A 14,992-nucleotide genomic window follows, 5' to 3' on the forward strand; every position below is an offset into this window, starting at 1 on the left:
AAAAATAATCGTTTTTAAATAATTTTGTTTGATTTTTAATAAATTTTGTGTTACAATCATTAAAAGATGATTTTGGACAGAAAGAGTGGGGTAGCCCACTCTTTCTGATTGTATACTTAAGAGTTACAACTATGGGAAAAGGAGAGAGTATGAGCAAAAAATCTATAGAAGCAGCAGTTCGAAAAATTGTGGATGATGTTATAAAGTCTTCCGAAATTGAGCTTGTAGATGTTGAATATGTAAAAGAGGGGCCATTTAAATACTTGAGAATTTACATTGATAAATCGGAAGGAATAACTGTCGATGATTGTGCCGATGTAAGCAGAGTTTTAAATAAAAAACTTGATGAGGTTGATCTAATAGAAGAACAATACTTTTTGGAGGTATCTTCCCCTGGACTTGAAAGACCTTTTAAAACAGATGCTGATTATCAGAAAAACATAGGTGGACTGGTGAATGTAAATTTTTATAAACCTATCGACGGTAAAAAGTCTATTGAAGGTATATTGATAGAAAAACAGGAAAGTATTATAGTAATAAAAATGGGCGAAGAAAATACAACAATTGAACTTAAGGATGTTTCGAAAATCAATAAAGTTCTAGAGGATTTTTAGTGGAGGATGTTAAATGAACAAAGAAATTTTAAACGCGTTAAGCGAACTTGAAAAAGAAAAGGGAATTCGCCAAGATGTCGTTTTGGAGGCTATAAGAGCTGCATTAGAAACTGGATATAAGAAAAATTTTAGCAAAGCAACTAATTTCAGTATTGAGATGGATGCGGAAAACGGAGAATATAAATTATTTCAGGATAAAACAGTTGTAGAAGAAGTAGAAAGTAACAGTCAGGAAATCTCTTTAGAAGAGGCGAAGACTATTAATTCTAAATATGAATATGGTGATATTGTCAAAATAGAAATTAAACCTAAAAAGGATTTTGGACGCATAGCTGCACAAACAGCAAGACAGGTAATTCTTCAAAAAATTCGTGAAGCTGAAAGAGAATCTATATTCAGCGAGTTTTATGGTAGAGAGTCGGATATACTCACAGGAGTTGTTCAAAGAGAAAGCAAAGGAAATATTTATGTTGATCTTGGAAAAATTGAAGGTATAATTACTGCAAACGAACAAATACCTGGTGAACAATATAATCTGGGAGACAGAATTAAGACAGTTATTGTTGAAGTTAAGAATTCCGGGAAAGGTGCAAGCATAATGCTTTCAAGAAGTCATCCTAATCTTGTGAAAAGATTGTTTGAACTTGAAGTTCCTGAGATACATGACGGAATTATTGAAATTTTTTCAATCGCAAGGGAAGCTGGTTCAAGATCTAAAGTAGCTGTTTTTACTAATGATCCTAATGTTGAACCAATCGGATCTTGTGTTGGAAATAAAGGTTCCAGAGTTAAAAATATAATAGACGAAATATGTCAGGAAAAAATTGATATTATAATATACGATAAAAATCCGGAAAAATTTATTTCCAATAGTCTTGGACCAGCTAAGATAGTAAAAGTTACAGTGAGTGAAAAGGAAAAAAGTGCAGTAGCAGTCGTTCCGGATAATCAACTTTCTCTTGCAATAGGTAAGGAAGGACAAAACGTAAGACTGGCGGCAAAATTAACAGGCTGGAGAATTGATATAATAAGCGAATCACAAGAAAAGGAAAGATACTCTAAGGAGGAAATATGAAAACACGCAAAATACCTTTGAGAAAATGCATTGGATGCATGGAAAGCTTTCCAAAAAAAGAGCTGTGTCGAATTGTAAAAAACAAAGACAATGAAATAAAATTTGATGCTACTGGAAAACTAAATGGCAGAGGTACATATATTTGTAAAAAAACTGATTGTTTGGATAAAGCAATAAAATCAAAGAGGTTACAAAAATCTCTTGAATCTGAAATTCCGGAAGAAGTATATGAAGCTTTAAAACTGGAGATTTCAAAGAATGAATGATAAAATTTATTCGATAATCGGTATTGCCAGAAAAGGCGGAAAAGTTGCAATTGGTTTTGATGTAACTTGTTCGGATATTGAAAAAAACAAAAGTGCTTTAGTTTTAATAACAACAGATGCATCTGATAAAACTAAAAAAAATATCCAATTTGTTTGCGAGAAATATAACTGCAAATATGTTGAATATGGAGAAAAGGAACTCCTGGGTAAAAGTCTCGGGAAGAAGATGGTGGGTGTTGCGTCAATCAGAGACATAAACATTGCATCTTATATATTAAATAACGTATAAACCGGAGGTGGTTGCATGAGAATATACGAACTTGCAAAAGAATTAGATATGAATAGTAAAGATTTGGTTAGTATAGCAGAACAAGAGCTAGGTATTACTATTAAAAACCATATGAGTACAATTTCAGACCTTGAAGTTATAAGACTCAGGAAGGCATTGAATTTAATAAATAATAATAAAAAAGCTAAGACGGTTAAAGGCGGTAAGAATATTATAATTGACGATGAACCATTAGTAGATGAAAAGATAGATTTAAATCAGGCTAAATTAAAAAAAGTTGATAAAAGCTTAATTATGCCGATTAAAAAATCAATACAATCAAATCAAACTGCTTCAAAACCTGCACAACAAAATGCAGCAAACAAAAATAACAATAATAATAGAAACAATAGCAATAACAATAACAATAACAACAACAACAATAACAATAATAATAATAATAATAATAATAATAATAGAAAGAATCACAGCGGTCAAAAAAATAAACAACAGTTCCAACAGCAAAAACCTGTTGAGCAAGAACAAAAAGTTCATCAAATTAAGGTTAAAAATATAGAAATTGAAGAACCTATAGTAGTAAGAGAATTCGCTGACAAATTAGGTGTACCTGTAAATGCTGTTATTTCAAAACTTATTCTTCTTGGAATTATGGCTAATATGAATCAGGAAATTGATTTTGATACTGCTGTACTAATTGGAGAAGAATTAGGGGCAAAAGTTTCAAAAGTTGAAGTAGTGGATGTGCTTCAGAATTTAGAAGATTCAATGTTTAAAAATGATGAGGATCCTGAAGATACTTTATTGCCTAGAGCTCCTATAGTAACAGTAATGGGACACGTAGATCATGGCAAGACATCTTTATTGGATGCAATTCGTAATACGTCAGTTACAGAACAAGAAGCCGGAGGAATTACTCAGCATATAGGTGCATCACAGGTAGAAATTAAAGGCAAAAAAATTACATTTCTTGATACACCTGGTCATGAGGCTTTTACTTCCATGAGAGCCAGAGGCGCTAAAGTAACTGATATTGCAATATTAGTAGTAGCAGCAGATGATGGTGTTATGCCTCAGACTATTGAAGCAGTAAATCATGCTAAAGCCGCAGGCGTGCCAATAATAGTAGCAGTTAACAAAATTGATAGACCAGCTGCTAATATTGATAGAGTTAAACAAGAACTTTCTGAACAAGGCGTAATTTCTGAAGATTGGGGCGGAGATACAATATTTGTTCCTGTATCTGCAAAACAGCGAATTGGTATTGAAGATTTGTTGGAAATGATTCTATTGGTTGCTGAAGTACAGGAATTTAAGGCAAATCCAAACAGAAGTGCAAAGGGAACTATTATAGAAGCAAAGCTTGATAAAGGAAGAGGCCCTGTTGCAACTGTTTTGATTTCAAAAGGCACTTTAAATAAAGGTGATGTTGTTCTTGTTGGAAGCGCTTATGGCAAAGTAAGAGCTATGTTTAACAGTAAAGGAAAAAGAATAAATCAAGCTGGTCCATCTGTGCCGGTGGAAATTCTTGGATTGTCTGCAACTCCTCAAGCTGGAGATATATTAGTAGTGATGGAAAATGAAAAAGATGCTAAAAATATTGCAGAAAAACGTAAAGATAAAAGGCATATGGAAAACATGAATGTTTCATCAAAAGTTTCTTTGGATGACTTGTTTGACAGAATACAAAAAGGTGAAGTAAAGGATTTAAATATAATTATTAAAGCAGATGTAAGTGGTTCAATTGAAGCTGTTAAACAATCTCTCTTAAAACAAAGTATGGATGAAGTAAAAGTTAATCCTATACATGGCGGTGTAGGTGGAATAAATGAAAATGATGTTATGTTGGCATCAGCATCTAATGCTATTGTAATAGGTTTTAATGTAAGACCATCTATTGCAGCAATGGAACTTGCGAAAAAAGAAAATGTTGATATTCGTACCTATAACATAATTTATCAGGCAATTGAAGATATTCAGCAAGCAGTCAAAGGTATGCTTGCACCGATATATAAAGAGGTTGTTCTTGGAAGAGCTGATGTACGTCAGACATTCAAGGTTCCTAATATTGGAGTAGTGGCAGGTATTTATGTAACAAGCGGAAAAATAACAAGAAAATCAAAAATAAGAGTTTTGAGAAATGATATAGTTATTCATGATGGAACTATTGCATCTTTAAAGAGGTTTAAGGATGATGTGTCTGAATTGAATTCAAACTATGAAGGCGGAATAGGTTTAGAAAAATACAACGACATAAAAGAAGGCGACTCATTGGAAGCTTATATTATGGAAGAAATAAAAAGATAATGTTGATGTAAGTTAAGAAAGAGGGTATAACATGGCAAACAGAAGAAATGAAAGATTGTCGGGTGAAATGAAAAAAGTTATATCTGAAATAATCAGAAATGAAGTAAAGGATCCCAGAATATCAGAACTTATGAGTGTTACGGATGTTCATGTAACAGAGGATTTGAAATTTGCCAAAGTTTATATTTCTGTTTATGGAGATATTAAACCAACTCTTGAAGCATTGAGAAATGCTAAAGGATTTATAAGAAGGGAAGTTGGTAAGAGAATAAAATTACGCCTAACTCCAGAGTTGCTATTTGAACAAGATAACTCAATTGAAAAAGGTTTTTATATGAGTAATCTCATAAATAAAGTTATAAAAGAAGAAGCGAGCAGGAAGGCTGAAAATGAATCTGATGACGAATAAGGTGAAGGAAATATTTGAAATTATAAATAATTCTGACAATATCTGTATCACTGGACACAAAGCCCCTGATGGAGATTGTATAGGGTCAGTGATGGCCCTATATGAATTCTTGAAACCATTAAATAAAAATGTTACAGTCTATATTGACGGATTAATTCCTTTTAATTATAAAACCTTTGTAAAAGATGGCGTAATAATGAAAGAGAAAGAATATGACAATATCGTGTATGATGTTCTTTTTATTCTTGATTGTAGCGATGCAGAAAGACTTGGAAAATTCAAAGATATCATTAATCATGCTAAAAAATCTGTTTGTATTGATCATCATAAAACAAATAACAGTTTTGCGGACATAAATATTATAGATTCAGAAATAAGCTCAACTGGTGAGCTTTTGTATGATATAATGAATATTTCAGGGATGGAAATAACTAAAGAAATAGCGGTATACATATATATAGCAATTTTAACTGATACAGGGAAATTCAGTTATTCAAATACAAGTAGTCACACTCATAGTAAGATTGCAGAACTCTTAAATCTTGGAGTTGATGTTGCAGAAATAGACAATATTATATACAACTCAAAGCCTTCAAATGTAGTTAAGGCGTTTATTGATTGTATAGGCGGTTTAGAACTCTACTATGACAATAAATTTGGCATTGCTTGCATTACTCAAGAAATTCTTAAAAGTAACAATGTTGAAATGGGTGACATAGACGGTGTAGTAGAATTCATAAGAGAAATTAAAGAAGTTGAAGTTTCTTGTGTTTTGAAAGAATCTGAAAGCAAAAGTACAAAAGTAAGCTTAAGGTCTAAAAGCAATATAGATGTTGCTGAAGTATCTTTGCAGTATGGTGGTGGCGGTCACGCAAAAGCTGCTGGTTTTGAAATTAATGATACAATTGAAAATACTAAAAAAATAATAGTAAATAATTTTAAAGTGTATTTTGGAGAATAATGAACGGAATATTAAATATTTTAAAACCTACTGGAATGACATCTCATGACGTGGTCAGTTCTGTGCGTAAAATATTGGATATGAAAAAAGTTGGTCATGCCGGAACGCTGGATCCTAATGTAGCTGGTGTTTTAGTTATTTGTGTTGGAAAAGGTACAAAATTAAGCGAATATTTAATGAATGGCGACAAAACGTACATTTGTGAATTGATTTTAGGACAAAGCACAGATACACAAGACAGCTATGGAAAAATGGTAAAAAAAACGGATAATGTCCATGTGAATTATGAAGATTTAATAAAAACATTAAAAGAATTTGAAGGCGAACAGCTACAGGTTCCTCCGGCATATTCAGCTGTAAAACTTAATGGCAAGAAACTTTACGAATATGCAAGACAGAATATAGTAGTTGAAAAGCCAGGTAAGACAGTCTATATAAAAGAACTGAAATTATTGAAATACGAAGGCGAAAGAGTGCTTTTGCAAGTAAAGTGTTCTAAAGGAACATATATGAGAACCCTTTGCAATGATATTGGCGAACGTCTTGGTACTTTAGGATACATGGGTGTTCTAGTAAGAACCGAAGCAAAAGGTTTACATATTGAAAATTCTGTAACTCTTGAAGAACTTAAATTCTTAAAAGATAATAACAGATTGTATGGATGTCTTATTCCGATAGATAAAATTTACGTTTTAGATCATATAATTGTTGATGAAATTAATTATGAAAGGCTTATAGCCGGGAATGAGGTATCTTCGAATACAAGTGCGTTGACAAGTGAAGAATTTTACATATATAGTAAAAATAAGCTTGTAGGTATTGGGAGAAAGGTACGAGAAAATATGATTAAAGTAGAAAAAATGTTAATGTAAGCTGCAGGTGAAATTAATGGAAAGAAATAACGCATCATGTGTTGCAATTGGTAATTTCGATGGCATTCATATAGGACATGACACTTTAATAAGAAGGATGATTGATTTAAGCCATGAAACTAATCAAGACAGCATAATTATTACATTTAAATTTATAAAGAAAGATTTAAAAAAATCTACATTCAATATTAAATACATAAATAGTCAAAATACAAAATTGGAAATACTAAAAGAATATAATGTAACAGAAGTAGTTGAAATCGAACTTGATGATGTTGTATCTAAGTATTCTCAAGAACAATTTATCAGTGAAATTCTTATAGGTAAATACAATGCAAAAAATATTGTAGTAGGATACAACTTTTCTTTTGGCTATAAAGCCAGTGGAAATATAATCACATTAAAAGGGTTTGAAGAAAAGTACGGTTATGAAGTTGAAGAAATTTATCCGGTTAAATACAATGGAATTTTAGTCAGCAGCACATTAGTGCGCAGTTTGTTAAAAGAAGGTAAAATTCATGAAGCAAATAATCTTTTAGTAAATAATTATACTATATTTCATGAGGAAATAGAAATGGATTATAATAAAAATATTTGTTTTGTAGATAATAAAAGCAGTATCATTGTACCTGCTGATGGAAGATACAGTGTCATGGTAGGTGGCAAAAAAGTTGTTTTAACTGTAATAACCAATAAATCAGGATCTGTTTTTACATTTGATAAAATCATAGATAAAAGTCAAAATATTATTTTTTTGGATAAAGCTGTGTAATACTGTAATATTAATTATAAAATTTGTATTTACAAAAATAAAATAATATGGTAAAATTCAATGTGTTTCCATAGCCTAAGCTTTACGAATCCTCAACGTCTTGCTTGGATTATGGTGAAATAAATTATTTAAACATGGAGGTTTAAAATGAATAAAGAACAAAAAACACAAATTATCGAGCAGTACAGAATTAATGAAAAAGACACAGGTTCTCCTGAAGTTCAAATCGCGTTGTTGTCATTCAGAATCAACAACCTTACAGAACATTTAAAGATCAACAAAAAGGATCATCACTCAAGAAGAGGTCTTTTACAAATGATTGGTCAAAGAAGAGGATTTCTTAACTACTTAAAAAACAATGATATCGAAAGATACAGAAGCATTATTGCAAGATTAGGATTAAGAAAATAATGTAAGGAGCGGGGATATTCCCGCTCTCTTGTTTATGCCCTAACCCCATTTTTTCGACCGAAGGGAAGAAAAAACGGCGGTAGGTCAAACGCAATGAGTTCCCAATATGTGCGACCGAAGGGAGCAAACAAATTGGTGAACGAAACTGCAATATGCCCGACTTACTTTCGCCCACAAGGAGAAATTGGTTGGAATACTGATTAAAAAGTAAAAAAGGAGGTACTAATGGAAGAGAAAGTATTTAAATACATGCTTGCCGGTAGAGAATTAAAAGTTACTGTCGGAAAAATTGCAGAGCTTACAAATGGTTCTTGTATAGTACAATATGGCGATACAGTTATAATGGCAAATGTGGCAGCATCGAAAGAACCAAGACAAGGCATAGATTTTTTCCCGTTGAGCGTTGATTACGAGGAAAAACTTTACTCCGTAGGAAAAATTCCGGGAGGATTTATTAAAAGAGAAGGCAGACCTGGTGAAAAGGCAATACTTACATCACGTTTGATTGACAGACCTTTAAGGCCTTTGTTCCCAAAAGGATATAGAAATGATGTGTCTGTAACTGTTACAGTATTGTCAGTAGATCAGGATTGTTCTCCTGAAATAGCAGGGATGATTGGTTCATCAATCGCATTGTCCATTTCAGATGTTCCATTTGAAGGACCAACAGGAGCAGTTAATTTAGGGCTTATAAATGATGAATTTGTAGTTAACCCTAACAGCAAAGAAAGAGATTTAACTATCTTGAATTTAACGGTTGCCGGAACAAAAGATGCTATAATGATGGTTGAAGCAGGTGCAAATGAAATTGTTGAAGCTAAAATGCTTGATGCAATTTTATATGCGCATGAAGAAATAAAGAAAATATGTGATTTTATCGATACTATTAAAGCTGAAGTTGGAAAAGAAAAAACTGACTATGTTAAATTTGTATGTGATGAAGCTATTGAACAAGAAATAAGAGAATACGCAGCTCCTATAATAAATGAAGCAATTATTGTAGAAGATAAGCTTGAAAGACAAGAAAAAATTGATAATTTTAAAGCAACAGCAAAAGAAATATTCTTGGAAAAATATCCTGAAGGCGCAGCTGATATAGATGATGCTCTTTACAAAATTGTAAAAGAAAAAGTAAGAGAAAATATTCTAGTTAGAGGCATAAGACCGGACAACAGAACAATTGATGAAATTAGAAAAATTACATGCGAAGTTGGACTTTTACCAAGAACTCATGGTTCAGGACTTTTCACAAGAGGACAGACACAGGTTTTAACAGTTGCTACTCTTGGTGTTTCCAGTGATGAACAGACATTAGACGGCATTTCTGAAGAAACTTCAAAAAGATATATGCACCACTACAATTTTCCTTCCTATTCTGTTGGAGAAACAAGACCATCAAGAGGACCTGGAAGAAGAGAAATTGGTCACGGCGCATTAGCAGAAAGAGCATTAGAACCAGTTATTCCGAGTGTTGATGAATTTCCTTATACAATAAGGCTCGTTTCAGAAGTATTGAGCTCAAACGGTTCAACTTCTCAGGCAAGTGTATGCGGAAGCACAATGTCGTTAATGGATGCCGGTGTTCCAATTAAAGCTCCTGTTGCTGGTGTTGCAATGGGCTTAATTAAGGAAGGCGACAATGTAGTTGTACTTACTGATATTCAAGGAATGGAAGATTTCTTAGGAGATATGGACTTTAAGGTTGCAGGAACTGCAGAAGGCATTACTGCAATTCAAATGGATATGAAGGTTCATGGCATAGACAAGAATATATTAACACAAGCATTGAATAAAGCTTTGATAGGCAGGTTGTTTATTCTTGACAAAATGTTAGCTTGTATTGACAAACCTAGAGAAGAAGTAAGCAAGTATGCTCCAAAAATAATCAAAATGACAATTAAGCCTGATAAAATCAGAGATGTAATTGGTGCAGGCGGAAAAGTAATCAATAAGATTATTGAAGAAACAGGAGTTAAAATTGATATAGAAGATGACGGTTCTGTTTTAATAGCAGCTGAAAATGTTGAAAGTGCTTACAAAGCAAAGAAAATAATCGAAAGCATCGTTAAAGAAATTGAAGTTGGAGAAATAATGCTTGGAAAAGTTGTGAGAATAGCAGCTTTTGGTGCATTTGTGGAACTTACTGACAATAAGGACGGACTTCTTCACATATCACAAATTTCAGACAAAAGAGTTGCCAAAGTAGAAGATGTTTTGAACATTGGCGATGAAATACTTGTAAAGGTAATGGAAATTGATCAACAAGGCAAAATTAAACTTTCTAGAAAAGATGCTTTAAAAGAATCTGAAAGCAAATAATCAGATAATGTAACTATAAGATAACAATATCATAATACATGATTTTGTTATTTTTTATATCTATTGATATTAAAAATTTTCAAATAACAGTAAGGATAAGATAAAACTGTTGTATTTTTTGTAAAAATTTGATAATATACAAATAATAAATAATAAATAATATTTAAATATTAAATCATAAATAGACTCCTTTAGTAATAAATATAATTATAAGGGGGATTTTTATGAGATTTTTTTTAAATAACATAGCATTTATAAGAAGGCTGATAATAATAGTTCTTGTAGCAATTATTATTTTTCTGCTTATAGGAAGCAGGTGCAGTTCCACTAGATACAGAATGTTTGGTAACATACAAACTGTTGAGGTAGTTTAAACCTACATGCTAATGATAAGTAAATGGAGGAAATATGATTAAAAAGTACACTTTGGATAATGGCATAAGAATAGTGATGGAAAAAATAGATTATGTAAAATCTGCGTCTATTGGAATATGGGTTAATGTTGGTTCAAACAATGAAAATGCAGAAACAAACGGGTTGTCTCATTTTATCGAACATATGCTCTTCAAAGGCACTGAAAAAAGAAAAGCAAATGAAATAGCAGAAGATATAGACAATTTGGGTGGACAGCTTAATGCTTTTACCAGTAAAGAATGCACATGTTTTTATGTTAAAGTGCTGGATGAAAATATAAATAAGGCAATTGATATATTATCAGATATGTTTTTCAATTCATTGTTTAAACAGGAGGAAATTGACAAGGAAATTTCTGTAGTAATAGAAGAAATAAAAATGTATGAAGATTCTCCTGAAGACATTGTCCATGACAAGCTTACTGAAATAATATTCAACAACAGTCCTATGGCTTACAATATCCTTGGAACTGAAGAAAATTTAAAAACTTTTAATACTAAAAAAGTAGTTGAATACATGAAAAAAAACTATTCACCGTACAATACTGTTGTTGCTGTTGCAGGAAGCTTTGATGAAGAAACATTTATAAAACAAATTAATAAAAAATTTAAAAATTGGCAAAATTCTAATATTAATCATTTTGATGAAGATGCAGAATACAAGAGAGGCGTTGTAGGATTGCATAAAGATTTAGAGCAACTTCATATGTGTATTGGAAATAAAACAATAGGAAGGCATGATCCAAATTATTATCCTATGCTTGTACTTAATAATTTGTTTGGCGGAACTATGAGCTCAAGAATTTTCCAGGAAGTAAGAGAGAAAAAAGGTCTTGTATATTCTATTTATTCGTTTGTATCCAACTATTCGAATACTGGAATTTTTAGCATATATGCAGGTATGTCATATGATCAGACAGAAGATGCATTAAGAACAATTTTGAAAGAAATGGAAAGCATCAAAAATGGTGATATTTCTGAAAAAGAATTTATAAGGGCTAAGCAGCAGATAAAGGGAAATTATATACTAGGACTTGAAAGCACATCAAGTAGAATGTCATCAATAGGAAGAAGAGAGTTGTTATACAATGAAATTCAATATCCTGAAGAAGTTATTGAAAGCATTAATAACGTTAAATTAGAGGATGTTTTAAATGTTGCAAATAAATTATTTAATATTGATGAATTAAGCATTACATTTGCAGGTAATTTAGAAAAACACAATGATATAGAAGAAAAAATAAATAAGGTACTTGGAGAAAAATTTTAATAAAAGGTGGAAATATGAGAACAATAGCTAAATTCGAAAAAGTAAGTTTTGAGCAGTTTAAAAAAGACTGGATTGAAACATTTGGACGAAGTGATGATTTGGAAGAAATATACAATTCAATAAAATTACCTAAGAGAGCTACTATTGGTTCAGCAGGATATGATTTTTATTCACCATTGGAATTTAAATTAGAACCTAAAGAAACGATAAAAATTCCTACAGGCATCAGAGCCAGAATTGAAGAAAGCTGGGTTTTAATGTGTTTTCCAAGGTCTGGATTAGGTTTTAAATTTCGTTTGCAATTGAATAACACTGTTGGGGTAATTGATTCTGATTATTATTTTTCAGATAATGAAGGTCACATTTTGATTAAATTAACTAATGATTCAAATGAATGTAAGACAGTTAGTATTAATGAAGGTGCTGGTATTGTACAGGGTATATTTGTTCAATACGGTTTGACTGAGGATGATGATGTAACTAGTATTCGCAATGGTGGTTTTGGAAGCACTACAACAAAATAAGTAATTATTCTTAATAGTTAATTAAAGATTGGGGGAATTTTAATTATGAAATTAAGTGAACTTTACAGCAAAGAGATTATTAATATAGATACAGGAGAAAATTTAGGAATTTTCGGAGATTGTGATTTAGTAATTGAAGAAAAAACGGGGGAAATTGTTAGTTTTATTTCTGGTAATACGTCACGCTTTTCAATTTTTAAAGAATCAAAGAAAAAAGAAATTTTATGGAAGAATATAAAAAAAATTGGCAGTGACATGATTATTATTGAAAACGAATAATTCTCGCTGCAGCTATGTATAAAATAATCAAAATTCCAAAGAATAATCAGGATAACTAACCTGATTGTTTTTTTTGGAGGATAATATGGAAAACAAAAATACTTACAATAATATTCAACAGCAACAACATCAACAATGTCAACAGTCTTTTAATAATGTGGAAGGACAAAGAAATAATAACAACTCGAATAAAAATTTAAATTTTACAAATTCTTTTTTATTGAAAAGTAGTAATAACGACAACACAAATGACGACTCAGAACAAAAAATTGAAAATGTAAAACAAGTTGGAAGTATTACGGATATAAATCCTGTTAAAGACATTTGCTTCATCAGCATAATTGGTGAAATTGAAGGGCATACCTCATTGCCCCCTCAAAGTAAGACCACAAAATATGAGCATGTAATACCTATGATTATAGGTGCAGAGATGGATCCTCAAATTAAGGGAATAATATTGCTTATAAATACAGTTGGAGGAGATGTGGAAGCAGGACTTGCAATTTCAGAATTAATTGCCAGCATTACAAAACCGACCGTTTCTCTGGTTTTAGGCGGCGGTCACAGCATTGGGACAGCTCTTGCTGTATCTGCTAGATATTCTTTTATTGCACCTACAGGAACAATGACGATACATCCTATCAGGACAAATGGATTTGTAATAGGAGTTCCTCAAACTTTCAGATATTTTCAAAAGATGCAGGAACGTATTACAAACTTTATTGTAAATAATTCGAATGTAGACAGAGCTACTTTGTTAAAATATATGTATGATACGGATGAAATAGCAAATGATGTAGGAACTGTTTTAAATGCAGATGAAGTAGTTAAAATTGGTTTAATAAATGAAATTGGTGGATTCAATCCTGCTATGAAAGTACTGAGAGGATTAATAGAAAATAATATACAATAATTTAAAATAAGGTTGGATCGAAGCATTGCAAATAATCGTTGCGAATAAGCATTAGCATATGATATAATTAAAGTTAGAAAAATACAGGGGGACGTTGTATTAAAATGTCAAATAGACAAAAAACAGATAGTAAAGAAAAAAGTAAAACAACAACAAGAAAAAAAAGTACAAGCACAAAATATTTGAAAAAAGACAATGTAGAAATATTAAAAAAAGAAATAATGGGTATTTTTATTGTTGCATTTGCAGTGTTTTTAATAGTTGTTACAACAAAGGAAAATCAAACAGGCATAATTGGCAGTACAATAAATGTATTTACTCATTCTGCTTTTGGAAAAGGCGCTTCTGTACTTCCGTTTTTCATTTTGGTTATTGGCGTAATGAGATTATTGAATATTATCATAATAAATGATAATAACCAAATAGTTGCAATTATTGGTTTTTTTGTATGCTACATTATGTATTCCGCTTTGAATGATGTAGCTGTTTATGCTGTTCTTACAGGAAATACAGCATTTCAAGAACTTATTAAATTTTCAGTTGATACAGCTGCACTTAACAGAGGTGGAGGCATTGTAGGAAATATATTCACATTTATTTTTGTTAAACTTGTTGGGAAAAATGGTACATACATTGTTCTGGGAGCATTGATGTTTACATTTATAATATTTCTTACAAATCAAAGCATTATTGGAATATGTAAAATTTTTATTAATTATTTTAAAAAAATTATGAAAGAAATATATAATTTTGTTTTTATAGAAATTAAGACTGAGGACAAAAATAAAAAATCAGCAGAAAAAGTAATTAAAAAACAAGACGAACATAGCGAAAATGAAAATATTAAAATCTATGATTATTTGAGTCCGACCGCTGACAATAACAGAAAAGCGGAAATTACTCAATTAAAAATAGATGACTTTAAAAAAACAGATGCAAACACATCTAGAGAAACGGAAGTGCCCGAAGTTAAAAAGCAAGAAATAAAAGAGACTGAAACGCATGAAATAAAAAAAGATAAAACAAAAGAAAAATTTGAAACTAGGGAAATTACAGATGACATAATAAATATTGCAGGTGTAAAAGCAGATAAGTACAAACTGCCAGCAACAGCTCTGTTAGATACCATACCTCAGCATGCAAAAGGAGATAAGGAAGATTTGCGCAAGGATGGTGAGAAACTAATTGAAACATTAAATAATTTCAATATTCCTTGCAACATACTCCAAATAAATAAAGGACCTACAATTACTAGATATGAAATCCAGCAAGCCCCGGGCATAAAAGTAAGCAGAATTACA

16 protein-coding genes are annotated in these 14,992 nt (G+C 31.4%); all 16 read left to right on the forward strand.

What is annotated here, in order from left to right; all coding sequences use genetic code 11:
• Positions 1 to 149: 149 nt before the first annotated feature.
• Complete coding sequence (gene rimP / locus SA378_RS11250) at positions 150 to 614, forward strand: ribosome maturation factor RimP (RefSeq protein WP_318526074.1); 465 nt, start codon at positions 150 to 152, stop codon at positions 612 to 614.
• Between the two features lie 13 nt (positions 615 to 627).
• Positions 628 to 1,689, forward strand: a complete 1,062-nt coding sequence (nusA, locus tag SA378_RS11255; protein WP_318526075.1) for a transcription termination factor NusA — start codon at positions 628 to 630, stop codon at positions 1,687 to 1,689.
• Positions 1,686 to 1,955 carry an RNase P modulator RnpM gene (gene rnpM / locus SA378_RS11260; protein ID WP_318526076.1) on the forward strand — a complete coding sequence of 90 codons (270 nt, stop codon included), beginning with the start codon at positions 1,686 to 1,688 and terminating at the stop codon, positions 1,953 to 1,955. The genes nusA and rnpM overlap by 4 nt, the downstream gene beginning before the upstream one ends.
• Positions 1,948 to 2,244 carry a L7Ae/L30e/S12e/Gadd45 family ribosomal protein gene (locus tag SA378_RS11265; RefSeq protein ID WP_318526077.1) on the forward strand — a complete coding sequence of 99 codons (297 nt, stop codon included), beginning with the start codon at positions 1,948 to 1,950 and terminating at the stop codon, positions 2,242 to 2,244. Before rnpM ends, SA378_RS11265 begins: the two co-directional genes overlap by 8 nt.
• Positions 2,245 to 2,259: 15 nt before the next feature.
• Positions 2,260 to 4,548, forward strand: coding sequence for a translation initiation factor IF-2 (gene infB, locus SA378_RS11270; RefSeq protein WP_318526078.1), 2,289 nt, complete (start codon positions 2,260 to 2,262; stop codon positions 4,546 to 4,548).
• A gap of 31 nt (positions 4,549 to 4,579) precedes the next feature.
• Positions 4,580 to 4,957 carry a 30S ribosome-binding factor RbfA gene (rbfA, locus tag SA378_RS11275; protein WP_318526079.1) on the forward strand — a complete coding sequence of 126 codons (378 nt, stop codon included), beginning with the start codon at positions 4,580 to 4,582 and terminating at the stop codon, positions 4,955 to 4,957.
• On the forward strand, positions 4,938 to 5,918 hold the full coding sequence (locus SA378_RS11280) for a DHH family phosphoesterase (RefSeq protein WP_318526080.1): 981 nt from the start codon (positions 4,938 to 4,940) through the stop codon (positions 5,916 to 5,918). The genes rbfA and SA378_RS11280 overlap by 20 nt, the downstream gene beginning before the upstream one ends.
• Entirely contained in the window at positions 5,918 to 6,790 is an 873-nt protein-coding gene (gene truB, locus SA378_RS11285; RefSeq protein ID WP_318526081.1) for a tRNA pseudouridine(55) synthase TruB, read from the forward strand. The genes SA378_RS11280 and truB overlap by 1 nt, the downstream gene beginning before the upstream one ends.
• Before the next feature lie 16 nt (positions 6,791 to 6,806).
• A complete protein-coding gene (locus tag SA378_RS11290; RefSeq protein ID WP_318526082.1) occupies positions 6,807 to 7,562 on the forward strand; it encodes an FAD synthetase family protein in 756 nt (251 codons plus the stop codon).
• Between the two features lie 147 nt (positions 7,563 to 7,709).
• Positions 7,710 to 7,973 carry a 30S ribosomal protein S15 gene (gene rpsO / locus SA378_RS11295; protein WP_318526083.1) on the forward strand — a complete coding sequence of 88 codons (264 nt, stop codon included), beginning with the start codon at positions 7,710 to 7,712 and terminating at the stop codon, positions 7,971 to 7,973.
• A 225-nt stretch (positions 7,974 to 8,198) separates the two neighbouring features.
• Positions 8,199 to 10,292 (forward strand): polyribonucleotide nucleotidyltransferase, encoded by a 2,094-nt coding sequence (locus SA378_RS11300; RefSeq protein WP_318526084.1) that lies wholly within the window; start codon positions 8,199 to 8,201, stop codon positions 10,290 to 10,292.
• Positions 10,293 to 10,700: 408 nt separating this feature from the next.
• Positions 10,701 to 11,975, forward strand: a complete 1,275-nt coding sequence (locus SA378_RS11305; RefSeq protein ID WP_318526085.1) for a pitrilysin family protein — start codon at positions 10,701 to 10,703, stop codon at positions 11,973 to 11,975.
• Between the two features lie 14 nt (positions 11,976 to 11,989).
• Positions 11,990 to 12,499, forward strand: a complete 510-nt coding sequence (locus tag SA378_RS11310; protein ID WP_318526086.1) for a deoxyuridine 5'-triphosphate nucleotidohydrolase — start codon at positions 11,990 to 11,992, stop codon at positions 12,497 to 12,499.
• Between the two features lie 45 nt (positions 12,500 to 12,544).
• Positions 12,545 to 12,778 (forward strand): YlmC/YmxH family sporulation protein, encoded by a 234-nt coding sequence (locus SA378_RS11315; RefSeq protein WP_318526087.1) that lies wholly within the window; start codon positions 12,545 to 12,547, stop codon positions 12,776 to 12,778.
• Between the two features lie 85 nt (positions 12,779 to 12,863).
• Entirely contained in the window at positions 12,864 to 13,691 is an 828-nt protein-coding gene (locus tag SA378_RS11320; RefSeq protein WP_318526088.1) for a ClpP family protease, read from the forward strand.
• A gap of 104 nt (positions 13,692 to 13,795) precedes the next feature.
• Positions 13,796 to 14,992 (forward strand): DNA translocase FtsK 4TM domain-containing protein (locus tag SA378_RS11325; RefSeq protein ID WP_318526089.1); only part of this gene is annotated, 1,197 nt, incomplete at its 3' end.

It is taken from the genome of Sedimentibacter sp., from assembly GCF_033447055.1.
GTDB lineage: Bacteria > Bacillota > Clostridia > Tissierellales > Sedimentibacteraceae > Sedimentibacter.